Consider the following 25,990-nt stretch of genomic DNA (forward strand, 5'->3'; position numbering starts at 1 on the left):
AATAAATTCCCTTTCTGAGTCTGCGATGAGCACAGTCGAAGTAGAAAGGGTTAGGGAAAGGCTTATTTATGATTCAGAATATAATTAGAGGTTTACAAGTTTACGCAGGAGCATATGGATTAATTTCAAAATTGAAATTATGGAAATACTTTATAATTCCAGTGATTATAAGCATTGTAGTATTTGCTATGATTTTCGTTTCTGCATATGGTTTGTCTGATAATCTTGGCGAATGGATAGCGGGGGTTTGGATCTGGGAATTTGGAAAAGCGACGTTTACGGCAATTTCAACATTCATTGGAGGCGTTGTAATTTTCGCCATAGGACTTATACTTTATAAGCACATTATTATGGCGTTATCATCGCCATTCATGGCTCCGGTTTCAGAGAAGATTGAAGCTTATTTTACTGGAAAGCCTGCTAAAAATTATGTGAATACTAATTTTTCAAAACAACTCATTCGTGGCATTAGAATAGGGCTAAGAAATTTATTTAAAGAGCTCTTATTAACTCTCCCTATATTGATTTTAAAGTTTATACCAATTGTCAATATTTTTTCAACGATTTTGCTCTTTTTAGTACAGGCTTACTATGCTGGTTTTGCTAATATGGATTATACTTTAGAGCGTCATTTTAAATATAGAGACAGTGTGGCTTTTATACGACAACATAGAGGCTTGGCCATTGGTAATGGGATAGGATTTTTATTGTTGCTGCTCATTCCTGTTGTAGGAGTCGTATTGGTATTACCATTGAGTGTGACCTCAGCTTCAGTTATTGCGGTAGATTTATTATTTGATGATGATGATGACATTGGTTTTGAACCTTTTGATAAGATAGAACTCGACTAATGGTTGCACAATTTGATGGTTTCGAAATTAGTCCCATTCACGGCGGTGATGCTTGGAAGATTTGCGATCTTATGGTTGCAAATGCTGATCGATTTAAGCGTTATTTTCCTAAAACGCTGGAACAAAACCTAAATCCTACCTTATCTCAATTATTCGTTGAAAGAAAGGTAAAGCAATTTGAAAACAAGGCAGAGTTTTTATTCACACTAAAGCATTCTGAAACTAGAAAACTGGCCGGACTTATCTACATAAAAGAACTCGATTGGGATAAAAAACAAGGTGAGTTTGCATACTGTATTGACTATACCTTTAAGGGACAAGGTTTAATGTCTAAAGCAATAAAACGACTATCAGAACATGCCTTTGAAGGTCTGGGGCTTAAAGTACTTCAAATCATTGTACATAAAGATAATTTAGGAAGTGTAAAAGTGGCAACAAACAATGGTTTTGAATGGCAACAAACCAATTTAAATGGCTTCACACCACCTGGAGAACGGCCTTTGGATATGGAGCTTTATGAACTCTATGCTAGAAACTCATAATATGTTTTTCTAAACTGTCATTAGACGTAAGATTCAATTTTTTACGCAGTCTATATCTCGCTTTTTTCACACCTTCAGGTGATATATTCAGTAAAGAAGCGATTGAATTTGAATCGTACTTCATTTTCAACAGGGCTATTAATCTAATATCGTTTTTAGTCAAATCGCCATAAATTTCATTAATACTCTTAAAGAAATCTGGATTCATTTCAATGAACTGATTAGTAAATTGTTCCCAATTATCATCTATCTGCTTATCAATATGTAATTTATTGATAAGCAGACTAACCTTTCCTTTATTACTATCTTTTTCTAATTGGTTTAAATCTTCTTTCAGCTCGCTAAGCATTTCGTTTTTCTGAGCAATGTGGAGGGCTTTCGAAGTAAGTTCGCGTTTTTGATATTCAAGCTCTTGACTTAAGTTAGTATTTTCAAGCTCTTTTACCTTTGTAAGCGCCTTTTGCTTTGTAGCTCTTAATCTAAATTTATTAACTAAGGCATATGCAACCGCAGCTAACGACAGTAAAGAAATCAGCAAAGCTATATTTCTATTATTCGCAGCTCTGTTCTTTGTTTCTAATAAATCATTTTCTTGCTGTTGAATCTTTATTTGATTTTCACGTTTTTCAGCTTCATATAATTTTTCAAGAGCGGCAACTTCTTTAAGTTTTTCTTCTCCTAAAATACTGTCTTTAAGTTCTATATAATTTAAAAAAGCGCCATGACTTTGCTTGTGCTTTCCAATTTCATGACTTGCTTTTGCAAAAGTCAAAAGACTTTTCAGTCTTTCATAATTGTCACCAATAGCCTTGGATACTGAATCGGATTTTAACGCATAAACATAAGCCAATTCGGGATTTTTCTTTTCTGTATATGCCGAAACTAAAAAATTATAAAAATTCGCATTTAAACTACTATCATCTATAGTCTTATTAACGTCTAAGCCCTTTTTTAGATTTTTTATGGCTTCATCATATTTTTGTAACTGAATATTTAAATTTCCATAATGCTGATACACATATGCATTAGCAAGCTGATGTCTGTTTTCTACTATTTTATGAGCTATAGGTAAATATTTTATGACACTATCCGTTTTTTTAATATCTAAGTAAGACGAACACATATCAATTAGAGCGACTGCATAATTGATATCTCTACCTGCGTTTTTATATATAAAAGCCGCCTTTTTTGTTGCTTCAATTGATTTTTGCTTCTCCTGTAAATTAGAATAAACCATCGATAAATCAAGATTAACCATGGCTATCCCTAAGGAATCCTCAATAGACGTATAATTTTTTTCAGATTCTATAAGATTTTTTAACGCATTTTTATAATCAGATGAATTTATAAATGCCGCTCCAATAAAAGACTGAGCATGGGCTATATGCTTTAAATCGCCACACTCTTCAGCGAGTTCCAACCCATGATTGGCAAGTTCAAACAAATCTGGACTATCTTGAAATAGAGCGTAGCGGGTTAAATTAAATTGACTTATCACCAACTTACAGAAATCACCAGATGCTTTAGTTCTATCATACCCCTTTTGGTGTACTAGCCTAGATATACTGTCCCAATGTCCCATATCTAATCTGAGATTTGCAAATTTGTGATAAAAATCACCAGCTACTGCATCGTTCTCAATCTTATCAATTGATCGTATAGCTGTATCAATCTTGCTTAGATTAGAGGTATTATTTTCTAGGTTAGCTTTTAGCTGTTTGTATAAACTGTCTATCTTTCCTTGTGCACTTTGGGCCAAAACACATGTAGATAAAAAACAGAAAGCTAAAACACAAAAAAGTCTATTCGTCCTCATATTGTTTGTTAGGATGTACTTTATAAAAATACACCTTTTTTAGCGAATAATAAGTAACACTATTTTTTAACTTCTAACGTACAAACCCCTTTTAGATGCTTGTATTATTGTATTTTTGTTAAGTATAAAAAGCGTCCGTAAAAGACCTAAATTACATTGGTTAGCAACTATGATGAAAGATAAGTTTTTCAAATATATACACGAACTTCAGGATACTATCACTTCTAAATTAGAGGCCGCTGATGGTAATGCTAAATTTCAAGAAGATATCTGGAAACGGCCAGAAGGTGGTGGAGGTAGAACGCGGGTTATTGAAAACGGTAATGTGTTTGAAAAAGGAGGTGTTAATATTTCTGGTGTACACGGAAAACTACCTGAAAGCATGCAAACCTACTTTGGTGTAGAAGATGCTGATTTCTTTGCCTGTGGATTAAGCTTAGTATTACATCCCAAAAACCCAATGGTACCAACAGTACACGCAAATTGGCGTTATTTTGAAATGTATGATCAAAAGAGTAATATTGTAGATCAGTGGTTTGGTGGTGGACAAGATTTAACCCCATATTATCTATTTGATGAGGATGCAAAACACTTTCATAGAGTCTGTAAGATGGCTTGCAATAGGCATAATCCTGAATTCTATTCAATATATAAAGCGCGTTGTGATGAATATTTCTATAACGCCCATAGAAACGAGGCTCGTGGCTTAGGCGGCTTATTTTTTGATTACTGCAAAGCTTCAGAAAGTATGACCATGCAAAACTGGTATGATTTTGTTACCGAAGTTGGCGATAGTTTTTTAGAAGCCTATGTTCCTATTGTTGAAAAGCGAAAAGATTTATCGTACACTAAAGAGCAACGCACTTGGCAAGAGATTCGTCGTGGTCGTTATGTAGAATTTAATTTAGTCCATGACAAGGGCACTTTATTTGGCCTCAAAACCAATGGTAGAATTGAAAGTATATTAATGAGTCTACCACCTCATGTGCAATGGGTATACGACCATCATCCTGAAAAAGGAAGTGAAGAAGAACGATTGATTGAAGTATTGAAAAATCCAATAGATTGGGTATAAATTATGAGTTAGCTACTCATAACTTTATACTTATAACTTATAACTTTGAACCATGTTTCCAATAAGAAGAAATAGAAGATTAAGAACCAATGAAGCTATTAGAAGTCTAGTGCGAGAAACCATTATTTCTCCAAATGACTTTTTAGTACCACTTTTTGTAGTCGAAGGCAAAGGTGTAAAGGAGGAAATCGCATCTATGCCTAATTACTATCGCTATAGTTTAGATTTAGTAAAAGACGAAGTAAAGACACTTTGGAGTTTAGGTTTAAAATCCGTCTTACTTTTTGTAAAAGTAGATGATGCCTTAAAAGACAACAAAGGTACAGAAGCCTTAAACCCAAATGGTTTAATGCAACGCGCCATTAAAACGATAAAAGAAGTTTGTCCAGGCATGTTGGTGATGACTGATGTGGCTTTAGATCCTTTCTCTTCTTATGGACATGATGGTATTGTTGAAAGTGGAAAAATCATAAACGATACTACAGTTGAAGTATTAGCAGAAATGAGTATTTCACATGCAGAAGCTGGAGCAGATTTTGTGGCGCCCAGCGATATGATGGATGGAAGAATTATTGGTATTAGGGAAGGTTTGGACCAATCTAATTTTATTGATGTAGGTATAATGAGTTATTCTGCAAAATATGCTTCTGCATTTTATGGTCCTTTTAGAGATGCCCTAGATTCTGCACCTGTAGACATGGTAGATGTGCCAAAGGATAAAAAAACTTATCAAATGGATTTTGCCAATAGAGACGAAGCCATTAGGGAAACCGAAATGGATATTACCGAAGGGGCTGACATCGTCATGGTAAAACCTGGATTATGTTATTTAGATATTGTACGCGATATCAGAAACACTTTTGATGTGCCAATTGCTGTTTATCAGGTTTCTGGTGAATATGCGATGCTCAAAGCAGCAGCAGAAAAAGGGTGGCTAGATCATGACTCAGTGATGTTAGAGCAAATAACTTCTATAAAGCGTGCTGGAGCTGATATTATAGCGAGTTATTTTGCTAAGGATATAGTGAAGTTAATATCATTATAAGTATCTTTTGGAGGTATAATGAATAGAGATGTACCTCATATTGTATTTGAACCAGGAGAAAAAGAGAACTTTGGTTTTGATCTCGTATCTATTGACTTTATCCAGCAGCAAAAAGGGTTTAATCATAATCCCGAACATCCTCACCAATTAAGGTTTTATAACCTTATCTTTTTTACTGAAGGGGAGGGTAGGCATTTTATTGACTTTAATTGGTATCCAATCGAACAAAACACCCTCATATATCTCACAAAGGATCAGATTAATGCCTTTGATTTTTCTACTGATTTTAAAGGGTATTGTATGCTTTTTACAGAAGATTATTTTGCCAGTAGTTTTTCACATCTTCCAAAAGATTTTGTCTTTAGGCTTTTTAACCCACAATTATTTTCGCCAATACTTCAAATCCCAAAAAATTCAGACTTTAATAGTTATTTTAATTTGCTATTAAGCGAATTCAATAACCGTCTTATTTTCAATCAAAAGTCTATTCTGGAATCACTTTTTGTAATTCTAGTTTCTAAGGCCGAATATTACAAACAAAATCAAACGTTTCACATAAAAGATTCATCAAACGTTCAGCTATTTCAGAAGTTTACAACACTTTTAGAAAATAATTTCCATAAAACAAGAAGTGCAATTTTCTATGCCTCTAAACTTGATATAACCTACAAACATCTCAATGAAGTATCGAAAAACTTAGTAAATAAGACAGCTAAAAAAGTCATTGACGATTACGTGATTCTTCAAGCCAAACGAAATCTTATCAATTCAACTATAAAAAGTACGCAATTAGCTTACAAACTTGGTTTTGAAGATGCGACTAACTTCACCAAATATTTTAAGAAGCATACGGGTTTAACCCCTAAATCATTAAAAAAAAGGTATCAATAAACTAATTGGTTCGATTTTAACCATTTTTATTCTAATTCTCATCTTTTATGCTGTTATCATTTGTTACAACTTTGTACCAAACAAATACTAATCTATGAAACCAATTGTAACATTAATTGTTTTAGCTGTATTGGTAACAGCTTGCAATTCAAAACAAAAAGAAACAAAAGAAGAAAAACAATCAGAAATAATGGAAACCAAAAAAGAATTATCAAATAAAGAAAAAGCAACAGCCTTATTAGAGAGTTTAGAAACCGGAGATCAAACACCTATCTCTTATATTAACCCAAATAAATATATACAACATAATCTATCCGTTGGTGATGGTTTAGCTGGCTTTGGTGAGGTAATGAAAAATGCACCAGAAGATGGCTTTAAGGCTAAAGTCGTTCGTTCTTTTGAAGATGGCGATTATACATTTTCACATACAATTTATGATTTCTTTGGGCCAAAAGTAGGATTTGACATTTTTAGATTTGAAGATGGCAAAATCGTTGAGCATTGGGATAATTTGGCTGAACTTACACAAGTAAACCCCAGCGGTCATACACAAACAGATGGAGCTGAAGAACTAAAAGATTTAGACAAAACAAAATCTAACAAAGCTCTGGTTGACGATTTCTTAAATACTGTTCTAGTCAATGGTGGATTTGACAAAATGGCAAACTACTTTGATGGCGATAATTATATACAACATAATTCAATGATTGGAGATGGTTTGTCAGGATTAGGCAAAGCTCTTGAAGAAATGGCTAAAAATGGCGTTACCATGGTTTACAATAAGGTCCATAAAGTACTTGGAGAAGGTAACTTTGTGCTTGCTGTAAGCGAAGGAAAATTTGCTGGAAAACATACATCATTCTATGACTTATTTAGAATTGAGAATGGTAAAATTGCAGAACATTGGGATATTATTGAAGCTATTGCACCTGAAGATACTTGGAAAAACACTAATGGTAAATTTGATTTCTAGGTTTATTATGAAGAAGTCAATTTTAATCCTAATAGGAATCGTAATAATGAGTTGTAATGAAAATTCAGAAACTATAGAACCTAACGTAATTGAAGTTACGACCTTTAAATATAAAGCTTCAGTTAATGCTAAGGACTTCTGGAAAGAAGATGCAAAAATTCAAGAGATTTATACCAGTAAACAACCTGGTTACATCACTCGTGAGAGTGGTTATTCTATAGAAAGTAATGAAGTTGTTATTGTTGTAAGATGGGAAACAATGGGAGATGCTGAAGCCTCAATGAAAAAATTTATGGGAGATACATCCGTTGCAAAGTTTGTGGAAATGATTGATGGCCCCACAATGAAAATGAATCGCTATGATATAAAGTAAAATGTATTAAAAAAACCGAGCAAAATATAAAGCGATTTGGGTGTCCAAATCGCTTTTTTCTTTGTTAATGAAATTTCTAACTGAGTTAACGCTAGGTTAACCCTCACGATTTTCTTTTTTGTCTAAATTCTTCATTCTAGATTTGTACCATCAATCAACATGTGCTGAACTGTCACACTGAGCTTGTCGAAGTGTTGTTTCAGTATCTAAAATCATTAATCATGAGAACTTTAAACAACAATCAAATCAGTGAAAGAGATCAAAGAACTAAAGCGTACAACTGGAATAAAAAGAGACGTTTTAGATAATGATTTCAAATTTAAAAACAGAGTTTACAGTATCATCAATCAAAAAAATCAATCAACCATAAAACTGTAAACTCTGTTTTATGTTTAACTTACGGTATCGTATGAAAAGAAAAATCAACCTTTTAATAATTGCTTCAATCCTTGGCTTAATTGCGCTTTCCATTATTCAAGGTTATTTGGTAAATAACACTTATAAACTGAAAAAAAAAGCTTTTATAACTGAAACCAGACGTTCAATTTCTCAAATAGATGACTTTTCACCAGCACTTGATTCTCTATCAGATTTCTGGCAAGAAAACTTTCTTAACACACTAGTAGATTATAAATATGGTCTTGCTAAAAAAGCTGATGTTTTCAATAGGTTAGAACTTGTCATTGATTCCATTAATGACACCTATAGAGAGGAATATCAAAAGGAGCTTGTAAAAAACAATATCCCTTATGGTATTAAATTTCATAAAAAAGTAACGGCTATTGTTTTATTAGACTCCATAAAAAATGATACTATTTTTGATATTGATAAAACACCTAAACGACTTTATTTAGGAGATTCTATTAGTCAAGAAAATGCACATCGTGTAAGTACCACAACATGGCAAACTGACCACACCTCTAGTAGAATTGTAAATGGCGAAAATCAAGAGATTCTGTTTTACCTATTATTTATAACTAAAGATGAGATGGATATTGATGGTTGGAAAAAAATTGTCTTCAAACAAATGCTGGGCCTATTACTATTGTCCTTTATTATATTTTCCATAGTTATCGGATTATTATATTATTCTATTAAAAGTCTAATTTCACAAAAGAAAATTGCAGATATCAAAACTGACTTTGTCAATAACATTACCCATGAGCTTAAAACACCTCTAGCTACATTGACTTTAGCTACCAAAATGCTGCAGAAAGATGAGATAAAACAGCAGCCTCAATTAGTTGACAATACGGTCAATACTATCGAGCGACAAAACAAAAGATTACAAAAGCTTATCGACCAAGTATTAAGTAATAGTTTAGGTTACAAGGAGATTCAATTGAATAGAGAATCTGTAAATATTGAAGCGTATTTGAATACAGTTCTAGATGATTTTCAATTATCCATAACCTCTAATGATATTACCTTAAATCGAAAATTCTATATATCAAAAAAAACCATAAATATTGACAAATTTTACACCACGACGGCTTTATTAAATATTCTTGAAAATGCTGTAAAATATGCTGGAGAAAGCATTGTAGTAGACTGCACAGTTGAAAGCAATTCTGAATTAAAAATAGCTATAAAAGATAATGGTATTGGTATTTTTGATAAAGACAAAAAACATGTATTTGATAAGTTCTTTAGAGCAGGGAACAAAGAAATCCATAATGTGAAAGGACTTGGACTTGGCTTATATTATACCAACCAAATTATAAAAGCACATAACGGTAATATTGCTGTTGAAAGCAAAGAAGGAAAAGGAACAACTTTCATTTTAACCATTCCATTTAACTAAAAGTCTTGTACTATGAAGCGTATTTTATTAGCAGAAGATGACTTAGATTTTGGCAACATTCTAAAGCAATATTTAGAAATCTCTAGCTATACCATTACTTGGGCCAAGGACGGAAAAGAGGCTTTGGAGTTATTCAAAAAAGACACATTCAATATCTGCGTCTTTGATGTAATGATGCCAAAAATGGACGGTTTTACACTAGCTGAAAAAGTCATCGATTACAATCCGGAAATTCCTTTTATATTCTTAACGGCTCGTAAGCTAAAAGAAGATAAAATTAAAGGCCTAAAACTTGGTGCAGACGATTACATTGTAAAACCCTTTGAAGCTGATGAACTTGTTTTAAGGCTAAATAATATACTAAAACGCACAGAAAAAGCGTCGGCACAACTACAGCAATCTGATACCATAAAAATTAGTAATTACAGTTTTGATACTAAACGATTAGAACTCACTTGTAATGATTATAAAAAGCAACTCACCCAAAAAGAAGGTGAGCTTATCCTCTTTTTGTTCAATCACAAAAACCAGCTTTTAAAACGTGAAGACATCCTAAAAGCCGTTTGGGAGAATGATGATTTCTTTTCAGGTAGAAGTATGGATGTATTTATTAGTAGGCTTCGTAAGTATTTTAAATTAGACCCATCGATTTCTATTGAGAGTATAAGAAATGTTGGGTTGGAATTCAAAGTAAGTTAACACAACATAAACGCTTGGTTAATGCTAGGTTAACGCCTGGCATTTTCTTTTTTAGACGAGTTTCACCATCTACATTTGTATCATAATCAACATGTGCTGAACTGTCACACTGAGCTTGTCGAAGTGGAGTTTCAGTATCTAAAACAAATAATCATGAATTTCAAAAAATCAAAAAACGTAGAAGGAAGTATCAGAATCATTGATGTAAAAAGAACAGTTTGTTTAATGCTGGTCACAGCTTTATTTTCAACTTTTGGTCTCAATGCACAAACAACTCCAAAACCACCAACACCTCCTAATTCAAAAACATCGACAAGTAAATCTTATGCGATTGAAATCGATACTGATGACGAAGAGCACAATAGCTCCGTTTCGATCTCAATTTCAGATGATAGTTATAAGTTTAAGGCCAGTTATCATAAATCTAAAAATAATGGCGTAAAGACTATATTACTTAATCAACTGGGCAAGAGTAATCTGAATGTAAATGGAAACACCTATTTATGGTCTAATAATCAAAGTGGCAACGAAGTTTTTGAATGTAAATTAACCAATGGTAGATTACGAATGTATGTAGATACCGAAGTAGCATCCAAATCTTTTGTTGAAAAAATAAATAAGCTTGGTAACAATTTAAAATATTATATCTCAGGTACGGATGCTAAAAAAGAAAGCGAAAAAGCTGCTGCAAAAGCAAAACGAGAATTAGAGCGTGCAGAACGTGAACTGGAGAGAGCCAAACGTGAAGCTGAGCGCACGGCAAGAGAAGCTAAACGTACTGAGAAAAATTAAAGTACTAATTCATCAATCAAGACAAAGCTCTTAACGATATTGGTTGAGAGCTTTTTTATTTTCAATTTTTACCAAATGGATTACCCGCTAATTCCCTGAACTCTTCTGCCGTTATTAGATCCCCTTCTGTAGGTTCTATTATGTCATCTGCTTCTTCGCTATCAAAATCAATTTCTGTCACTTTCCAAATATATATTTTATCTTCAATTTCCATTACTAAACCGGGTAAACCAGAATAACCAGCTGGTCCATGTTTAACTGGGATTTTTGAATTGTACCATACCTTTAACTTCGTATCGCTCTTACTTTTATCTAAAGTGGCTAGGTAGCATAAATAGCCATCTATTTCCTTAGTTTCATTTGTAAATGTCCATTCCAAAGGTTCTCTTAATATTCTTTTGGTAGTACCCAATATCGAATTTTGAGAAATAGAATAATTACGGCTCCAATCATTATAAAAAGTTGAATTACCTCCAGCCATGAAGTAAAGAAAATTCACCGCTCCATGTTTAAATAAGAAATCATTATTTAATCGACTTTCGGCATCAGGATCAACACTATATCTAGATATACTATCATTGAATATTAAATGTCCATCTATAGGCTCAGACTCATGTAACATTAACAAGACATCATTTTGAATATCAGTATTTTTGGGATCCTCAAAAGGTTGCTCCAGGCTATCTATATTTAATGTAACTCGATATGTAATTTTTCCTTTTGTTTGCGAACTTAGAGTCATTAAACTCAATACAAAGACTATTAAACACGTTTTTTTCATGCTTGAATTTAAGAAATTTCATCTTAAAAATCTAACTATCAAATTTGTATAAGTAGTTTAGCTATTCATTTTGTAACTTCGCACTAACTAAATTAATTCATATTAATGGGCTTACTCATTTTTTACGCAGTCATATCTATTTTCTTTTCATTTTTATGTTCCATTCTTGAGGCCGTTTTACTAAGTATAACGCCTACTTTCATTAATGTAAAGAAGAAAGAAGGCAAGGCCTATGCAACAGAATTAGAAGAGTTAAAAAAAGATGTCGATCGTCCGTTAATCGCCATACTTACACTCAACACCATCGCTCATACTGTAGGGGCTATTTTGGTTGGTGTACAAGCTAAAGTCGCTTATGTAGAACTCTACGGAAGTGCCAAGCGCACTATACTTGGTTTTGAGTTCACAGAAGATCTAATGGTTGGCGTGGTTTCCACAATTATGACCATTTTAATTTTAGTGGCCTCAGAAATCATCCCAAAAACCATTGGAGCTACCTTTTGGAAACAACTGGCAAATTTTACTTCCAAAGCATTAAACGTATTAATATTTCCATTAAAATGGACAGGTATTCTATGGTTACTTCAACTCACTACAAAGTTGATTGGTGGTAAAGGTCATGGCAGTATTTTAAGTCGTGAGGGCTTTGTAGCCATGACAGAAATTGCACATGAAGAAGGCGTATTTGAAGAAAATGAAAGTAAAGTCATCAAAAACCTTTTAAATTTCAAAGAGGTACAGGCCAAAGATATCATGACGCCACGTACCGTCATGAAAACCGAAAACGAAACCACAAACATAGAGACTTTCTTTGCAGCAAATCAAAATATTCGTTTTTCTCGTATTCCAGTTTATACTGAAGATACAGATAATATCACAGGCTTGGTACTAAAGGATGAAGTCTTTAAGGAAATGGCACTAGGTAATGGTTCTAAATTATTATCGGACATCAAACGGAGTATTATTATTGTTAATCGCAGCATGCCAATTCCAACACTTTTTGAGCAATTGGTAGAAAGCCGAAATCATATGGCCTTAGTTGTCGATGAATACGGTTCGGTTAGTGGTATTGTTACTATGGAAGATGTTATTGAGACCCTGTTAGGCCTAGAAATTATGGATGAAAGTGATAACGTATCTGACTTACAACTGCTTGCCAGAAAAAGCTGGGAAACGAGAGCAAAGCGTTTGGGCTTAATAGAAAATGACAATCCAGAAAACTAATGCAAACCTGCTGTATTGAGACACCTCTTGGACACGCAAAGATTGTTGGAGATAGCGACGGCATTATGTCTGTTTCAATATTAAATACTCAAGAAGAACTTTCAGAAGTTATTCCAGAATCACTTTTGGAATGTGTGACTCAACTCAAAGACTACTTTAAAAATAAGCGTAAAACTTTCGATTTAAAATTAAATCCTGAAGGCACTATGTTTCAGAAAAAAGTCTGGGAACAACTGGAAACCATTCCTTACGGCAAATCAATCTCTTATTTAGACTTATCCAAGGAACTAGGCGATCCAAAGGCTATTAGAGCCGTTGCTGGTGCCAATGGTAAAAATCCAATTTGGATTATTGTGCCTTGCCACAGAGTTATAGGAACCGATGGTAGTCTAACAGGCTATGCTGGTGGATTACACAGAAAGCAATGGTTACTTAATCATGAAAGTGAGCACAAACAACAAACGCTGTTTTAATGTATAAGTCTGGTACTGAATTCCTTAAGCGCTTCTTTAAAGTTTCTACTATTTACAAGTATGGGTTTAACTGGTCTCCAATGTACAGAAGAACTACAGCCAAACTCATTGACGTAAGTGATGATTTGCATTATGTAAAGATTAGATTACAACTCAACTGGAAGAATCGTAATTATGCGGGTTCTATTTTTGGAGGAAGCATGTTGGCGGCTACAGACCCTATCTATATGATTCAACTCATTCAGATTCTTGGTGATGATTATGTGGTTTGGGACAAAGCCGTGGAAGCGCGTTATAAGAAACCTGCAAAATCAACAATTTTTGGTGAGTTTATTTTTACAGAAGATGAAATAGAAGGAATAAAACAAAAAGTAGAAGCGCATCGTGAAACAGATATTGTAAAAACCATGAATCTAGTTGATGAAAAAAAGAATATAATTGCTACTTTTAATAAAACCCTTTACATCGCAGACAAGCTCTTCTACAAAGAAAAACTTAAAAAGCGTAAGACAAATAACTAACATATCATCTTAATGAAGTTTCTTAAAAAACTGCTTAAATTCTTAGTGATCCTTTTCGGATTGCTAATCCTAATCCTTTATATCACGGATACTGATTACCTTATCAAAGCCGTAAGAACGATTTATTTGAAAGGTCATACAACAGCCTTTTTAGAGGATTATAAAGAATTTGATAATCAGCCCGTTGAAGCAAGTAATAACCCACGACCTTGGCCAAATCATAAAGCTTATAATGCTGTAAATCCAACCAAAACATTAGCAAAAGCCAATAAAGATTGGGCAACTGTTGCCTATGTGATTATAAAAAATGATAGCATCTGGTTTGAAGAATACTACGATGGTTTTGGTGAAGACTCAAAATCTAATTCATTTTCAATGGCAAAAAGTTATGTCTCAGGATTGATGTTTAAGGCCATTCAAGATGGATATATAAAGAGTTTAAATCAGCCGGTATGTGATTTTCTACCAGCTTTTTGTGATGATAAAGCCGTTAAAATGACCGTTGGTGATTTATCGAGTATGGCATCTGGCACCAATTGGGATGAAGCCTACTATTCACCATTATCCATTACAACACGCGCTTATTTTGATGACGACTTAGCTAAAGTGATGAATGGGTTAATGGTGGTTGACGAACCAGGACAAGCCTTTAAATACGCTAGTGGTGACACACAAATGCTAGCTATGGTTATAGAAAAAGCTACAGGCAAAAAATTATATGACTATTTAGAAGACAGTTTTTGGAAACCTTTAGGCTCGGAAAACTCAACATTGTGGCAAGTTGATAGTGAAGACCACGATTTGGTAAAGGCCTATTGTTGTATAGCCAGCAATGCCAAAGATTTTGCACGCTATGGAAAACTATTTAAAGATCATGGCAAATGGAATGGTCAACAAATACTAGATTCAGCTTATGTCGCCAAATCCATAAAGCCACGATTTACCAATAGTCCAGAATATGGGTATGGTTGGTGGTTACATAACCAATTGGGTAAGGACTTCTTTATGATGCGTGGACACCTTGGGCAATATGTAATTGTACAACCAGAAGACAATGTCATTATTGTAAGGCTTGGGCATCAAAAATCACCAAATTTAGCTAGTGATGGTGTCTATACTTATGATATCAGTTTGTATATTGATGAGGCCTATGAAATGTTAGAAAAATAAAATCCTATTTTAAAGATGTTCATTTTCATATATCTCAAATATGATTAGTAAACTTAATTTAGAAAATATATTATTCCTAGATATTGAAACGGTTCCAGAAACCGAAAAGTTCTCTGATTTAGATACTACTAAACAAGAGCTTTGGAGTGCTAAATCTCGCTATCAACGTAAGGAAGAATTTTCGGCAGAAGAGTTTTACGACCGAGCTGGGATTTGGGCTGAGTTTGGAAAGATTATCTGTATTTCTGTTGGGTATTTTAATATTGATGGAGATGTAAGAACCTTTAGGGTGACTTCTTTTTACGGTGACGAAATTAAAATTCTAAAAGACTTTAAAAACTTAATCATTTCACATTTTAGCCAAAACAAGCATCTACTATGTGCACATAATGGTAAGGAATTCGACTTTCCTTATATCGCAAGGCGTATGATTATTCATAATGTAGAACTTCCTTACAAACTCAATCTTTTTGGTAAAAAACCATGGGAAGTACCTCATTTAGATACGCTGGAACTATGGAAATTTGGGGATTACAAAACCTATACATCCTTAAAGCTACTAACCAATATTCTTGGTATTCCTTCGCCAAAAAATGATATTGATGGTAGTGAAGTGTATCGTGTTTATTATGAAGATAATGATATTGATCGCATCATCAACTACTGTGAAAAAGACACTATAGCTGTAGCGCAAATTCTGTTGCGACTTCGAGGTGATGAATTACTCCAAGACAATGAAATAAAACATATATAAAAAAGTCCTGATTTTCATCAGGACTTTTTAGTATTACAATAAACAGTTAGTGTTATTGCTTAATGAATTTTCTTGTCATTACCTCTTCACCGTCATTAACTTCCAAGAAATACATGCCAGATTTTAATCCAGAAACATTAATCTCAGAAGATGTTTTTCCTTTGACCATTGTCTGACCTAGCATATTAATTACTCGGTAAGAAACATCATCCTTACTGAACGTTTTAATATAGAGTGTTTCACCTTTAACAGGATTTGGATACATTAAGAAGTCTTCTTCTGCATCTACAGGACCCTCGTCTAAAGTTCTAAGTGGTGTTAAATCATTGGAATTAGATCTGGTATTACCACTGCTTATACCAGTTATCTTAACTTGATCTATATAAATTTGATCCGCATTGGCACTAGCATCACACTGGAATCTAAACTGTGAATTCGCAGCAAAGTTATATTGACTTGCATCTAAAGTCACTGTTGCGGTGTAGAACGTATTATTATTGAAATTCGTTCCACTAGCGTAAGTCGCCACTGTTGTCCAAGAAGATCCATTATAGTAACGTAACCAGAAATCTTCACCATTCTCCATACTGTATGCATAGAAATAGAACTCAACTTCAACTTGGTTATAGTTTCTTAAATCAAAACTTGGAGAGGTCATTGCTGATGCCGTACCTGAATTATCTCTTATTCTAATAGAATATTGTCCTTCGTAAGAACGAGATCCTCTGTAACGGTAGCAATCGCTTCCACCATCAGACCAGCCGTCCCAGCCAGATTCAAAATAACCTTCATTTAATACATCACTTCCGCCAGTAGAGCAAGGCGCACAAGAAGAACCTCCACAATCAATTCCCGTTTCGTCTCCGTTTTGGATACCATCATCACAAGTTGGCGGTGTTACACAAGGTGCACATGATGAGCCACCGCAATCAACGCCTGTCTCATCGCCATTCTGGATACCGTCTGTACAGGTTGGAGCAGGTGCACCACCTAAACAGAAATCAGTAGCTTCTGAACTTGAAAATGAACCACCTGAAGCTAGGCTTCCTGAAGGTCCAGTTACAGAATAAGACCCATTCCCATAAGAACAGCAAATACCATCACCATAAGCATCTGTAATAGTAAACGTATAACAATCATCCGGTAAACATAAGTCTTCACTTACAGTAGAGCCGTCTGGATTTGCAGACGAGTAAGATCCTGAAGCTACAGTTTGATTAGAGCTATTGGTTAAAGTCCAAGCCGTTTCTTCAGGATAATTATCAAATGTAATAGATACGTTGACTTGATTCTCACTACATCCTGTCTGGCAAGGCGCACAAGAAGAACCACCACAATCTACACCAGTTTCGTCTCCATTCTGAACCCCATCTGAACATGTTGGTGTTGTTCCACCTCCGCCACACTTATCTGATAGAGCTAATGCTCGTCTTGGTCCTCCAGGTGCCAAAACAGCGCGCATTCGATCTGCTTGTCCTTGGGTAAACAAGTTCATACATGAGTCATTAGTATAATCCATATAGTTCTGCACCATATCTGTACTACCGCAAGAAACTTGTCCTACAGGACAACCTCCATTAGACGTTTGGTGAGTTGGTGTATCAGCGACAAAATCGTTCCCACAATTAGCATCACCCCAAATATGTCTTAGATTTAAAAAATGTCCAACTTCATGTGTTGTAGTTCTACCACCATCAAAAGGTGCAGAAACATTACCAACACGACCAAAATAGTTGTAAGCCATTACAACACCATCAGTAGCAGCGCTACCTCCTGGAAATTGAGCGTAACCAAGGATAGTGCGTCCACCACTAGTCATTCTAGGTACAATCCACATGTTTAAATATTGACTTGTATCCCATGGGTCGACTCCTCCTTGTGAAGATCTTTTCATATCGTCACTAGTTCCCCAATCTTGACGTGTAGTGGATTTCCTTGTAATACCAGTAGTTGCATTTCCATTTGGATCCACACTCGCCATACAAAACTGAATTTGAGAATCAGCAGCCTGAGACCATGTATTGTCAGCATCAGGATTGGTACGTCTAAAATCCTCATTTAATACATCCATTTGAGACTGAATTTGAGCTTCACTGATATTCTCAGTGTTATTTCTATATAACACATGTACTACAACGGGAATCGTAATAATATCACCATCAATCCTGTTGGTCTGCATTTCGGATACTCTTGCTTCGGTAAATTCTTCGATTTGTTCCATTCTCCGTTCCAACTGCGGGTCTAGTTGTTTTCGATACTCTAGATTTTCCATTGTTGAACATTCTCTTTCTTGGGCAAATAGGCTTCCTAAACATAGAAAGCACATTAAAATTAATGTAATCTTGTTTTTCATGTAAAGTTTTTAAATAGTTAATGGTTTTTGTGATAAAAATCGAACGAAAATATTAAAATTTTGTTAAAATCAAAGTTTAACGAAAACGTTTTCGATGAAATGCATTAATCAAAATTTTCGTTATGGTTTTACCTCAGCACTTTTGAGGAAATTAACTACATTTACCTATGGCAAAAGAAACACTACTTGATGTTGTTAATTTAAGTATTTCCACTTTTAAGCAGGAGAATGAAACAAAGATTATTAAATCTATATCCTACTGCTTAAATAAAAATGAAATAGTGGCAATAGTCGGTGAATCTGGTTCAGGGAAATCCGTATCTTCATTAGCCATCATGGGACTGTTACCCAAAAATGTTTTAACCATATCATCTGGTTCCATAACTTTTGATGGTAAAGACTTAACCCAAACATCAAATAAGGATTTTCAAGAAATTCGTGGTAAAACCATTTCCATGATTTTTCAAGAACCCATGAGTTCTTTGAACCCGTCAATGAGATGTGGCAAACAGGTTGAAGAAATCTTGATGCAGCATTCGTCATTATCGTCTAAAGAGATAAAAGCTCAAGTCCTTGAGCTTTTTGAAAAAGTAAAACTTCCGAATCCTAATAGAATTTATAAGTCTTATCCTCATGAAATATCAGGTGGTCAAAAACAACGTGTTATGATCGCTATGGCCATTGCATGTAAACCTCAATTACTTATTGCTGATGAACCCACTACGGCTTTGGATGTAACCGTACAAAAAGAAATCCTGCTGCTCCTAAAACAGATTCAGGAAGAAACGGGAATGACGATTTTATTCATTTCTCATGACTTATCTCTAGTCTCTGAATTAGCTGACAAAGTACTAGTGATGTATAAAGGCGAAATAGTGGAGCAAAACGATACCTATTCCATTTTTAAGCGGTCCAAACATAGTTATACCAAAGCGTTAATTGGCGCAAGACCGTCCGCAGAATTTAGACTAAGGCAACTACCTACGATTTCTGATTTTATGGCGGATGACGTAGACAAGAGTCTTATTTCAAAAAGAGATAGAGAAGAACATCATAAAGACTTATATGCCAAACAGCCTCTGCTAGAAGTTATTGATGTTGAGAAAACCTACCTTTCCAAAACTGGTTTATTTTCTAAGGAGATTCCTTTTAAAGCTGTCAATGGCGTAAGCTTTAAGGTATTTCCAGGCGAAACCATTGGTTTGGTTGGAGAGTCTGGTTGTGGAAAATCTACTTTAGGCAATGCCATACTTCAATTAGATAAAGCTACTTCTGGTATAATCAAGTTCAAGGGCAAGGCTATTACCAACTTAACCAAAAGTGAGTTACGTCAATTACGTAAGGATATTCAGATGATTTTTCAGGACCCATTTGCGTCACTTAACCCGAGATTAACGGTGGGTAATGCAATTATGGAGCCAATGAAAGTCCACGGTATTGGAAATTCTGATACAGAACGCAAAGAAAAAGTTATGATAATTCTGGATAAAGTAGGTCTGGATAACGCTTCATTTTACAAATATCCTCACGAGTTTTCAGGCGGTCAACGTCAACGTGTTGGCATTGCACGAACTATTGCTCTAGAACCAGAACTGATTGTTTGTGATGAATCTGTATCGGCTTTGGATATTTCAGTACAAGCTCAAGTTTTAAACCTTTTGAATGACTTGAAGTCACAATTTGGATTCACCTATATATTTATTTCTCACGATTTGGCCGTTGTAAAATATATGGCAGATCAGTTAATAGTAATGAATCGCGGGAAAATTGAAGAAATTGGTGATGCTGATAAGATATACGAGTCGCCCAAGCAAGCATATACCAAAAAATTAATTCATGCTATACCTAAAGGATTATAGCATGAACAACTTTTTGGTTAATTTTAAAACACCTTCAATTACTCTTACGGTATCTTTTAAGTTTGACACAAATATATTTTCGTCTTGAGTAGTTTCTGGTAGAGTAGTTTTGGTTTTCATAAGCAAAAGTTTATGTTAGACTTGGGGCAAAAATCATTAAGTTAAATCTATGGTAGATTAAGGTTAATTTAATTTTCATTTGGGTCTGCTAATATGAAACATTTTTTCAATTAATCAGTTGTAATGCTTTATAATTCGATAAAATGCATATTTTTTTAACATTTGAAATGCGTGTTGAAATATTCACTTAAAAAAAAACCGCAATATAAATTGCGGTCTATGAATTTTTGTTTTTTGTATTTGTCACAATTCCATTTCAGGAACATCACTTTCAACGATTAAATGGCCTTCAGTAGCATTTTTAATGTCTTCAACAGAAACACCTGGTGCGCGCTCCAATAATTTAAAACCTTGTGGTGTAACCTCTATTACAGCCATGTTGGTTACGATTTTCTTAACACACCCAACTCCTGTTAACGGTAGCGAACACGTCTTTAACAACTTGGAAGCTCCAGCTCTATTAGTGTGCATCATGGCTACAATAATATTTTCAGCACTTGCTACTAGGTCCATGGCTCCTCCCATACCTTTTACCATTTTACCTGGAATTTTCCAATTGGCGATATCCCCATTTTCGGCAACTTCCATAGCACCAAGTATGGTTAGATCTACATGTTGGCCTCTTATCATGCTGAAACTCATAGCTGAATCAAAAAAAGAAGCGCCCGGTAAAGTTGTAATAGTCTGCTTGCCGGCATTTATAACATCCGCATCTTCCTCGCCTTCAAAAGGGAAAGGGCCCATACCAAGAACACCATTTTCACTTTGAAACTCTACTTCAATATCATTTCTTACAAAGTTGGCTACCAGAGTTGGAATCCCGATTCCAAGATTGACATAGTAACCGTCTTTTACCTCTCTTGCTATGCGTTTTGCAATTCCGTTTTTGTCTAACATAATTCCTAACTCTTTGGTCTTACCGTTCGTTGTTCTATTCGTTTCTCAAAATGTGCACCTTTAAAAATTCTTTGTACGAAGATGCCAGGAATATGTATTTGATTTGGATCTAGTTCTCCAACAGGGACTAGTTCTTCTACCTCAGCAACGGTAATCTTTGCAGCGCCACATATATTAGGATTAAAATTACGAGCCGTTCCTTTAAAAATGAGATTCCCAGCGGCATCGCCTTTCCAAGCTTTAATGAATCCAAAATCGGCATCAAAAGCTTTTTCCAAAACATACATCTTTCCATTAAATTCTCTTGTCTCCTTGCCCTCAGCAACTTCGGTTCCATAACCAGCTGGAGTATAAAATGCAGGAAAGCCGGCTTGGGCTGCCCTTGCGCGTTCCGCCAATGTGCCTTGAGGTATTAATTCTACATCTAATTCTCCAGAAAGCATTTGGCGTTCAAACTCATCATTTTCCCCTACATAAGAAGAAATCATTTTCTTGATTTGTTTTTGCTGTAAAAGTAGACCCAAACCAAAATCATCTACTCCTGCGTTGTTAGAAATACATGTCAAGCCCTTAACGTTCAGTTTTACAAGTTCGGCAATAGCATTTTCAGGAATACCTGAGAGGCCAAAACCGCCAAACATAAAGGTCATATGGTTCTTTACGCCTTGCAAGGCTTCAGTAACATCAGCTACTTTTTTATTTATCATAAATTGAAAAATTTATATCTTAAAAATACGAAAGACATGGCAAATTTCATATTAAAACCACCAAAACACTAAGAATAAACAATTATAGAGAACTACTAGAAATCTATATCAACTTGGTCGTCGTCGTCTTGACCCGAATTACCACCTAGATCGCCTTCGTCCTTAACGGTACAATCGACGTTAATATCTAATCCTGAAGGTTTTTCAAAATTTCCTTTTGATACATCTAGCGTTTTATCTTCATAGCAAGCCTTCATGTATAACCCCCAAATAGGTAGTGCCATTGAAGCACCTTGTCCGTAATGTATAGATTTAAAATGTGCAGCTCTATCTTCTGCCCCAACCCAAACACCTGTAACCAGATTTGGAACCATGCCCATAAACCAGCCATCACTTTGGTTTTGTGTTGTCCCTGTTTTACCCGCAATAGGATTGTTAAATTCATATGGGTAACCTGTTATGATTTCTCTATAAACTGCGTTCCATTTATCAAAACCTTTATGCCTTAATCGTCTACCAGATCCTGCATTGGTAACACCTTCCATAAGATTAACGGTGACATAAGCTACCTGTTCACTTAGTACATCCTTACTTTCTGGAGCAACCTGATACAGTACCGTACCATTCTTGTCTTCAATTCGAGTTACCATTACTGGTTTGTTGTAAACACCTTTATTTACAAATGTAGAATAGGCTGCTACCATCTCGTAAACACTGATATCTGCAGTACCTAATGCAATCGCTGGTACGGGAAGAATTTCTGAAGTAACGCCTAATTTTTTAGCCATCTCTACTACTGGTTGCGGGCCTATTTCATTCATAAGACGAGCAGTTATAGTATTAGTTGAACTGGCTAAGGCATCCTTTAATGTTTGCTTCCCGGAATAATTACCATCAGAATTCTTTGTCGTCCAAGATTCAGGATTTCCATATTTATTAGCTTCTATAGTTATAGGTGTTCTTGGAAATGAGTCACAAGGCGATACCTGCAACTGATCAATAGCTGTAGAGTATACAAACGGCTTAAACGTTGAACCTACTTGACGCTTTCCTTGCTTCACCATATCATACTGAAAGTGCTTATAGTTCATACCACCAACCCAAGCTTTTACATGACCTGTTAGAGGATCCATGGACATCATTCCTGGATGCAAAAAAGATTTGTAGTAGCGCATTGAGTCTATTGGTTTCATAACCGTATCTACTTCACCTGCCTTACCATCAATCCATTTAAAAACAGTCATTTCAGTTGGTTTTTGAAATGAGGCTTCAATTTCTTTATCAGATTTTCCTTTATTTTTCAAAATTCTCCATCGCTCACCTCTTCGCATGGCATCTTTCATCAGTTTATTTACTTCTGATTGCGTCAATTCTAAAAATGGTGCTGTTTTATTTCGATCTGGAGTATTTTGATGATCAAACTCAGCTTGTAACCTTGGCATGTGCTGGGCTATAGCTTGTTCTGCATATTTTTGCATACGAGAATCAATCGTTGTAAATACTTTTAATCCATCACTATACAAATCGAACTTACTACCATCTGGCTTTCTGTTCTTACTGTCATCAGCCCATTCTTTCATAAACCCTCGTAAATATTCCCTAAAATAGGTCGCGGTCCCTTCACGATGCGATTCTGGTGTATAATTCAAATCAAGTTCTGTAGCTTGTAGTGAATCTTTTAATTCTTCAGAAATGTATTCGTACTTGTGCATCTGAGCTAGAACCACATTCCTTCTGTTCTTAACACCAACAGGATTTCTTCTGGGGTTATATAATGAAGAATTCTTAAACATACCAACCAGCATGGCAGATTCTTTCATGTCTAAATCCTTAGGTTCTTTACCAAAATAAATTCTTGAAGCTGAACGAATACCATCACCATTGTTTCCAAAATCATAGATATTGAAATACATCGCTATGATTTCTTCTTTGGTATATTGACGCTCAAGTCTTGTAGCAATAACCCACTCTTGTATTTTCTGAAAAAGTGCATTTGTTGTGCTTTCTTTATCTCTTACACCAATAAATAATTGTCTTGCCAATTGTTGGGAAATGGTACTCGCACCACCTCTTTTTCCTAAAAAGAAAAACGCTCTTAATGTTCCTCGTCCATCAATGCCTGAATGATCATAATAACGTGCATCTTCTGTCGCTATTAATGCATCAACTAGATTTTTTGGTAAGTCGTTGTAACCAACCGGCGTTCTATTATCGTTAAAATAGAACTTCCCTAGGGTTTTTCCATCAGAGGAAATAATTTCAGTCGCTAGGTTTGTTTCAGGGTTTTCTAATTTGGTATGATCTGGCATTTCTCCAAAAGTTCCCCATGACGCAAGCAAAAAGAGAAGTACAACTGCTAGGATTCCACCTAAAAATAACATCCAAAACCATCTTACGTATTTTGAAAAATCTACTGTGCTCGAATTTGTTTTTGCTGTTTTCTTTTTTGCCATATTAATTATTATTGAGCTTGTTCTACCCTAAAACCAATATCGGTTATACCTTCTAATTCTTCAACACCATTGACCTCTCCATTATTTCGCATAGCATGCTGAATATTTACGGTATAGTCTCCTGCTTCATTGAATTTAAATGTATCCTTGAAGCCTCTTAACCATAACTTATTCTCTTTTATATCTGAAAAACCAGTTCCTAAAAGCTCTCCATTTGGTGCTGCCATTTTATATTCTAAGGTATCCTTAATGGCTTTTCCATTTGGATAATTAAGTTCTACTATTAGAAATAAGTTACTGAACTTATAGTCATTCGTATTTCTTAAATTAACATAGAGATTGTAATTTTGAGTAGTATCTGGCGCTTTAAAATTAAAGCTCGCTACAGAATCCTTATGCCATTTACTCGGAACGGCCTTATACTCATCGAACACAGCCTTGGAATCACAACTTACAGCCAAAGCCAAACAAACAAGGCCTGATAATAGACCACTAGCTTTTCTTTGCATTTTGTTTTTGGTTACGGTTTCTATTGCGATTTTTATTTCTATTCCTATTGTTTTTACGTTTCTTATTTGATTTTGGACTATCAAAACGCGTTAAACTATCCTGACCTACAACGTTCTCAAATTCTGTTTTAGTGTCTTGAATATGTTCTGAAGCATATTCTTCAAGACTCGCTACTTTTTCTTTTTTCTTGTTTTTGGTAATGATTTCGCTAGCCTGTTCTGTAGTAATAACATGCCAATTCATCCATTCACCTTCGTACGCATACCACATCAAACCTTTAAAAATATCTGTCTTTTGACATACTGCAGTTCCCTTTTCAGTATAAAGTTTGGTATCGTTCTTTGGAAAGGCTTTTAGTGCATCTAGATAAGCATCTAGCTCGTAATTAAGACAACACTTTAACTTCCCGCATTGACCCGCTAGCTTTAAAGGGTTTAAAGATAACTGCTGATATCTCGCCGCAGAAGTGCTTACAGACCTGAAATCTGTTAACCAAGTTGAGCAACACAATTCTCTTCCGCAAGAACCAATTCCACCTAGCCTAGCCGCTTCTTGTCTAAAGCCGACTTGGCGCATTTCGATACGTGTTCTAAATTCGCGTGCGAACACCTTAATTAATTCCCTAAAATCAACACGCTCTTCAGCGGTATAATAAAAGGTCGCCTTACTACCATCACCTTGAAACTCAATATCAGAGATTTTCATTTTTAAATTTAGGTCAATAGCGAACTGACGTGCTTTAACTTTCATCGGCTCTTCTTTGTCTCGAGCCTTTGACCATATATCAATATCCTTTTGAGTCGCCTTTCGGTATATTTTTAATACATTCTCAGCGTCATCAACATCTACTTTTTTTCGCTTCATCTGTACACGCACCAATTCACCTGTTAAAGTGACCATACCGACATCATGTCCAGATTTTGCCTGCGTGGCAACAATATCGCCAATACTAAGTGTAAGGTTTTCGGTGTTTTTGTAGTATTGTTTTCTGCCGTTTTTAAAACGAACTTCAACACACGTAAAAGGTTCTTGTCCGTTTGGAAGCGACATGTTAGCCAGCCAGTCAAAAACAGTGAGTTTATTACAGCTATCTGTGCCGCAAGTACCATTGTTTTTACATCCTTTTGGTTGACCATCTTTACCAGTTGAGCAACTGTTACAAGCCATAAAAAAGTTATATATATCTAATCTAGGTTTTTAAAAACCCAGTTAAAGGATTCGTAATCTATTAATGAGTAAAGATACTATTATTTCTTTAGTCAAATAACAGGTTGATTAATAATATATTACCAAATAATAATTATCTT

Annotated in this window: 25 protein-coding genes; 16 read left to right on the forward strand and 9 right to left on the reverse strand. The window is 35.0% G+C overall.

Annotated features, from left to right (window positions below; all coding sequences use genetic code 11):
• Positions 1–68: 68 nt before the first annotated feature.
• Positions 69–851, forward strand: a complete 783-nt coding sequence (locus H7F21_RS01630; RefSeq protein WP_185787489.1) for an EI24 domain-containing protein — start codon at positions 69–71, stop codon at positions 849–851.
• Positions 851–1,393, forward strand: a complete 543-nt coding sequence (locus tag H7F21_RS01635) for a GNAT family N-acetyltransferase (RefSeq protein ID WP_185787490.1) — start codon at positions 851–853, stop codon at positions 1,391–1,393. Before H7F21_RS01630 ends, H7F21_RS01635 begins: the two co-directional genes overlap by 1 nt.
• On the opposite strand, the gene H7F21_RS01640 is transcribed toward H7F21_RS01635, so the two are convergent.
• Positions 1,380–3,209 (reverse strand): hypothetical protein, encoded by a 1,830-nt coding sequence (locus tag H7F21_RS01640; RefSeq protein WP_185787491.1) that lies wholly within the window; start codon positions 3,207–3,209, stop codon positions 1,380–1,382. The two genes, H7F21_RS01635 and H7F21_RS01640, sit on opposite strands and share 14 nt — an antisense overlap.
• A gap of 172 nt (positions 3,210–3,381) precedes the next feature.
• Between H7F21_RS01640 and hemF the strand changes: the two genes are divergently transcribed.
• From hemF to H7F21_RS01680, 8 genes are all read left to right on the forward strand, one after another.
• Entirely contained in the window at positions 3,382–4,284 is a 903-nt protein-coding gene (gene hemF / locus H7F21_RS01645; protein WP_185788528.1) for an oxygen-dependent coproporphyrinogen oxidase, read from the forward strand.
• A 52-nt stretch (positions 4,285–4,336) separates the two neighbouring features.
• The gene (gene hemB / locus H7F21_RS01650; protein ID WP_185787492.1) at positions 4,337–5,329 is read left to right on the forward strand and encodes a porphobilinogen synthase; all 993 of its coding nucleotides are present in this window, start codon (positions 4,337–4,339) and stop codon (positions 5,327–5,329) included.
• A gap of 18 nt (positions 5,330–5,347) precedes the next feature.
• Positions 5,348–6,220, forward strand: a complete 873-nt coding sequence (locus tag H7F21_RS01655; protein ID WP_185787493.1) for an AraC family transcriptional regulator — start codon at positions 5,348–5,350, stop codon at positions 6,218–6,220.
• Positions 6,221–6,314: 94 nt separating this feature from the next.
• On the forward strand, positions 6,315–7,193 hold the full coding sequence (locus tag H7F21_RS01660; RefSeq protein WP_185787494.1) for a nuclear transport factor 2 family protein: 879 nt from the start codon (positions 6,315–6,317) through the stop codon (positions 7,191–7,193).
• 7 nt (positions 7,194–7,200) lie between these two features.
• On the forward strand, positions 7,201–7,566 hold the full coding sequence (locus H7F21_RS01665) for a hypothetical protein (protein ID WP_185787495.1): 366 nt from the start codon (positions 7,201–7,203) through the stop codon (positions 7,564–7,566).
• Positions 7,567–7,975: 409 nt separating this feature from the next.
• Positions 7,976–9,370 carry a sensor histidine kinase gene (locus tag H7F21_RS01670; RefSeq protein WP_185787496.1) on the forward strand — a complete coding sequence of 465 codons (1,395 nt, stop codon included), beginning with the start codon at positions 7,976–7,978 and terminating at the stop codon, positions 9,368–9,370.
• A gap of 12 nt (positions 9,371–9,382) precedes the next feature.
• The gene (locus H7F21_RS01675; protein ID WP_185787497.1) at positions 9,383–10,069 is read left to right on the forward strand and encodes a response regulator transcription factor; all 687 of its coding nucleotides are present in this window, start codon (positions 9,383–9,385) and stop codon (positions 10,067–10,069) included.
• A gap of 153 nt (positions 10,070–10,222) precedes the next feature.
• Positions 10,223–10,861, forward strand: coding sequence for a hypothetical protein (locus H7F21_RS01680; protein WP_185787498.1), 639 nt, complete (start codon positions 10,223–10,225; stop codon positions 10,859–10,861).
• 61 nt (positions 10,862–10,922) lie between these two features.
• Here the strand turns inward: H7F21_RS01680 and H7F21_RS01685 are convergent, their stop codons facing one another.
• Positions 10,923–11,642 carry a GLPGLI family protein gene (locus tag H7F21_RS01685; protein WP_185787499.1) on the reverse strand — a complete coding sequence of 240 codons (720 nt, stop codon included), beginning with the start codon at positions 11,640–11,642 and terminating at the stop codon, positions 10,923–10,925.
• 105 nt (positions 11,643–11,747) lie between these two features.
• Between H7F21_RS01685 and H7F21_RS01690 the strand changes: the two genes are divergently transcribed.
• From H7F21_RS01690 to H7F21_RS01710, 5 genes are read left to right on the forward strand one after another with little or no spacing between them, the layout of a single operon-like run.
• A complete protein-coding gene (locus H7F21_RS01690; protein WP_185787500.1) occupies positions 11,748–12,866 on the forward strand; it encodes a CNNM domain-containing protein in 1,119 nt (372 codons plus the stop codon).
• Positions 12,866–13,339 carry a methylated-DNA--[protein]-cysteine S-methyltransferase gene (locus tag H7F21_RS01695; RefSeq protein WP_185787501.1) on the forward strand — a complete coding sequence of 158 codons (474 nt, stop codon included), beginning with the start codon at positions 12,866–12,868 and terminating at the stop codon, positions 13,337–13,339. The genes H7F21_RS01690 and H7F21_RS01695 overlap by 1 nt, the downstream gene beginning before the upstream one ends.
• Positions 13,339–13,860: a DUF4442 domain-containing protein gene (locus tag H7F21_RS01700; protein WP_185787502.1), complete on the forward strand. Its 522-nt coding sequence runs from the start codon at positions 13,339–13,341 to the stop codon at positions 13,858–13,860. Before H7F21_RS01695 ends, H7F21_RS01700 begins: the two co-directional genes overlap by 1 nt.
• Positions 13,861–13,872: 12 nt before the next feature.
• A complete protein-coding gene (locus tag H7F21_RS01705; RefSeq protein WP_185787503.1) occupies positions 13,873–15,030 on the forward strand; it encodes a serine hydrolase domain-containing protein in 1,158 nt (385 codons plus the stop codon).
• A gap of 40 nt (positions 15,031–15,070) precedes the next feature.
• Positions 15,071–15,784, forward strand: coding sequence for a 3'-5' exonuclease (locus H7F21_RS01710; protein WP_185787504.1), 714 nt, complete (start codon positions 15,071–15,073; stop codon positions 15,782–15,784).
• A gap of 52 nt (positions 15,785–15,836) precedes the next feature.
• Here the strand turns inward: H7F21_RS01710 and H7F21_RS01715 are convergent, their stop codons facing one another.
• Entirely contained in the window at positions 15,837–18,137 is a 2,301-nt protein-coding gene (locus tag H7F21_RS01715; protein WP_185787505.1) for a M43 family zinc metalloprotease, read from the reverse strand.
• Positions 18,138–18,304: 167 nt separating this feature from the next.
• Here H7F21_RS01715 and H7F21_RS01720 point away from each other — a divergent pair, with 167 nt between their 5' ends.
• The gene (locus tag H7F21_RS01720) at positions 18,305–19,996 is read left to right on the forward strand and encodes an ABC transporter ATP-binding protein (protein ID WP_185787506.1); all 1,692 of its coding nucleotides are present in this window, start codon (positions 18,305–18,307) and stop codon (positions 19,994–19,996) included.
• Here the strand turns inward: H7F21_RS01720 and H7F21_RS17455 are convergent.
• The 6 genes from H7F21_RS17455 to H7F21_RS01745 form a co-directional block, all read right to left on the reverse strand.
• Entirely contained in the window at positions 19,991–20,116 is a 126-nt protein-coding gene (locus tag H7F21_RS17455) for a hypothetical protein (RefSeq protein ID WP_281397690.1), read from the reverse strand. The genes H7F21_RS01720 and H7F21_RS17455 overlap by 6 nt on opposite strands.
• A gap of 243 nt (positions 20,117–20,359) precedes the next feature.
• Positions 20,360–21,013, reverse strand: coding sequence for a 3-oxoacid CoA-transferase subunit B (locus H7F21_RS01725; RefSeq protein ID WP_185787507.1), 654 nt, complete (start codon positions 21,011–21,013; stop codon positions 20,360–20,362).
• Between the two features lie 5 nt (positions 21,014–21,018).
• Entirely contained in the window at positions 21,019–21,720 is a 702-nt protein-coding gene (locus H7F21_RS01730) for a CoA transferase subunit A (protein WP_185787508.1), read from the reverse strand.
• A 95-nt stretch (positions 21,721–21,815) separates the two neighbouring features.
• A complete protein-coding gene (locus tag H7F21_RS01735; protein ID WP_185787509.1) occupies positions 21,816–24,173 on the reverse strand; it encodes a penicillin-binding protein 1A in 2,358 nt (785 codons plus the stop codon).
• An 8-nt stretch (positions 24,174–24,181) separates the two neighbouring features.
• Positions 24,182–24,682: a gliding motility lipoprotein GldH gene (locus H7F21_RS01740; RefSeq protein ID WP_185787510.1), complete on the reverse strand. Its 501-nt coding sequence runs from the start codon at positions 24,680–24,682 to the stop codon at positions 24,182–24,184.
• Positions 24,666–25,850: a PSP1 domain-containing protein gene (locus H7F21_RS01745; protein ID WP_185787511.1), complete on the reverse strand. Its 1,185-nt coding sequence runs from the start codon at positions 25,848–25,850 to the stop codon at positions 24,666–24,668. The genes H7F21_RS01740 and H7F21_RS01745 overlap by 17 nt, the downstream gene beginning before the upstream one ends.
• Positions 25,851–25,990: the final 140 nt, after the last annotated feature.

The sequence above is a fragment of the Winogradskyella flava genome (assembly GCF_014243395.1).
Classification (GTDB): Bacteria; Bacteroidota; Bacteroidia; order Flavobacteriales; family Flavobacteriaceae; genus Winogradskyella; species Winogradskyella flava.

What these genes read in the sequence shown, in the direction of transcription:
- H7F21_RS01675 (WP_185787497.1), top strand. Translation starts at nt 9,383, where the DNA reads ATGAAGCGTATTTTATTAGCAGAAGATGACTTAGATTTTGGCAACATT.
- H7F21_RS01670 (WP_185787496.1), top strand. Translation starts at nt 7,976, where the DNA reads ATGAAAAGAAAAATCAACCTTTTAATAATTGCTTCAATCCTTGGCTTA.
- H7F21_RS01640 (WP_185787491.1), bottom strand. Translation starts at nt 3,209, where the DNA reads ATGAGGACGAATAGACTTTTTTGTGTTTTAGCTTTCTGTTTTTTATCT.
- H7F21_RS01710 (WP_185787504.1), top strand. Translation starts at nt 15,071, where the DNA reads ATGATTAGTAAACTTAATTTAGAAAATATATTATTCCTAGATATTGAA.
- H7F21_RS01745 (WP_185787511.1), bottom strand. Translation starts at nt 25,850, where the DNA reads ATGGCTTGTAACAGTTGCTCAACTGGTAAAGATGGTCAACCAAAAGGA.
- hemF (WP_185788528.1), top strand. Translation starts at nt 3,382, where the DNA reads ATGAAAGATAAGTTTTTCAAATATATACACGAACTTCAGGATACTATC.
- H7F21_RS01685 (WP_185787499.1), bottom strand. Translation starts at nt 11,642, where the DNA reads ATGAAAAAAACGTGTTTAATAGTCTTTGTATTGAGTTTAATGACTCTA.
- H7F21_RS01630 (WP_185787489.1), top strand. Translation starts at nt 69, where the DNA reads ATGATTCAGAATATAATTAGAGGTTTACAAGTTTACGCAGGAGCATAT.
- hemB (WP_185787492.1), top strand. Translation starts at nt 4,337, where the DNA reads ATGTTTCCAATAAGAAGAAATAGAAGATTAAGAACCAATGAAGCTATT.
- H7F21_RS17455 (WP_281397690.1), bottom strand. Translation starts at nt 20,116, where the DNA reads ATGAAAACCAAAACTACTCTACCAGAAACTACTCAAGACGAAAATATA.
- H7F21_RS01740 (WP_185787510.1), bottom strand. Translation starts at nt 24,682, where the DNA reads ATGCAAAGAAAAGCTAGTGGTCTATTATCAGGCCTTGTTTGTTTGGCT.
- H7F21_RS01635 (WP_185787490.1), top strand. Translation starts at nt 851, where the DNA reads ATGGTTGCACAATTTGATGGTTTCGAAATTAGTCCCATTCACGGCGGT.
- H7F21_RS01735 (WP_185787509.1), bottom strand. Translation starts at nt 24,173, where the DNA reads ATGGCAAAAAAGAAAACAGCAAAAACAAATTCGAGCACAGTAGATTTT.
- H7F21_RS01715 (WP_185787505.1), bottom strand. Translation starts at nt 18,137, where the DNA reads ATGAAAAACAAGATTACATTAATTTTAATGTGCTTTCTATGTTTAGGA.
- H7F21_RS01720 (WP_185787506.1), top strand. Translation starts at nt 18,305, where the DNA reads ATGGCAAAAGAAACACTACTTGATGTTGTTAATTTAAGTATTTCCACT.
- H7F21_RS01655 (WP_185787493.1), top strand. Translation starts at nt 5,348, where the DNA reads ATGAATAGAGATGTACCTCATATTGTATTTGAACCAGGAGAAAAAGAG.
- H7F21_RS01705 (WP_185787503.1), top strand. Translation starts at nt 13,873, where the DNA reads ATGAAGTTTCTTAAAAAACTGCTTAAATTCTTAGTGATCCTTTTCGGA.
- H7F21_RS01700 (WP_185787502.1), top strand. Translation starts at nt 13,339, where the DNA reads ATGTATAAGTCTGGTACTGAATTCCTTAAGCGCTTCTTTAAAGTTTCT.
- H7F21_RS01665 (WP_185787495.1), top strand. Translation starts at nt 7,201, where the DNA reads ATGAAGAAGTCAATTTTAATCCTAATAGGAATCGTAATAATGAGTTGT.
- H7F21_RS01660 (WP_185787494.1), top strand. Translation starts at nt 6,315, where the DNA reads ATGAAACCAATTGTAACATTAATTGTTTTAGCTGTATTGGTAACAGCT.
- H7F21_RS01725 (WP_185787507.1), bottom strand. Translation starts at nt 21,013, where the DNA reads ATGTTAGACAAAAACGGAATTGCAAAACGCATAGCAAGAGAGGTAAAA.
- H7F21_RS01730 (WP_185787508.1), bottom strand. Translation starts at nt 21,720, where the DNA reads ATGATAAATAAAAAAGTAGCTGATGTTACTGAAGCCTTGCAAGGCGTA.
- H7F21_RS01690 (WP_185787500.1), top strand. Translation starts at nt 11,748, where the DNA reads ATGGGCTTACTCATTTTTTACGCAGTCATATCTATTTTCTTTTCATTT.
- H7F21_RS01680 (WP_185787498.1), top strand. Translation starts at nt 10,223, where the DNA reads ATGAATTTCAAAAAATCAAAAAACGTAGAAGGAAGTATCAGAATCATT.
- H7F21_RS01695 (WP_185787501.1), top strand. Translation starts at nt 12,866, where the DNA reads ATGCAAACCTGCTGTATTGAGACACCTCTTGGACACGCAAAGATTGTT.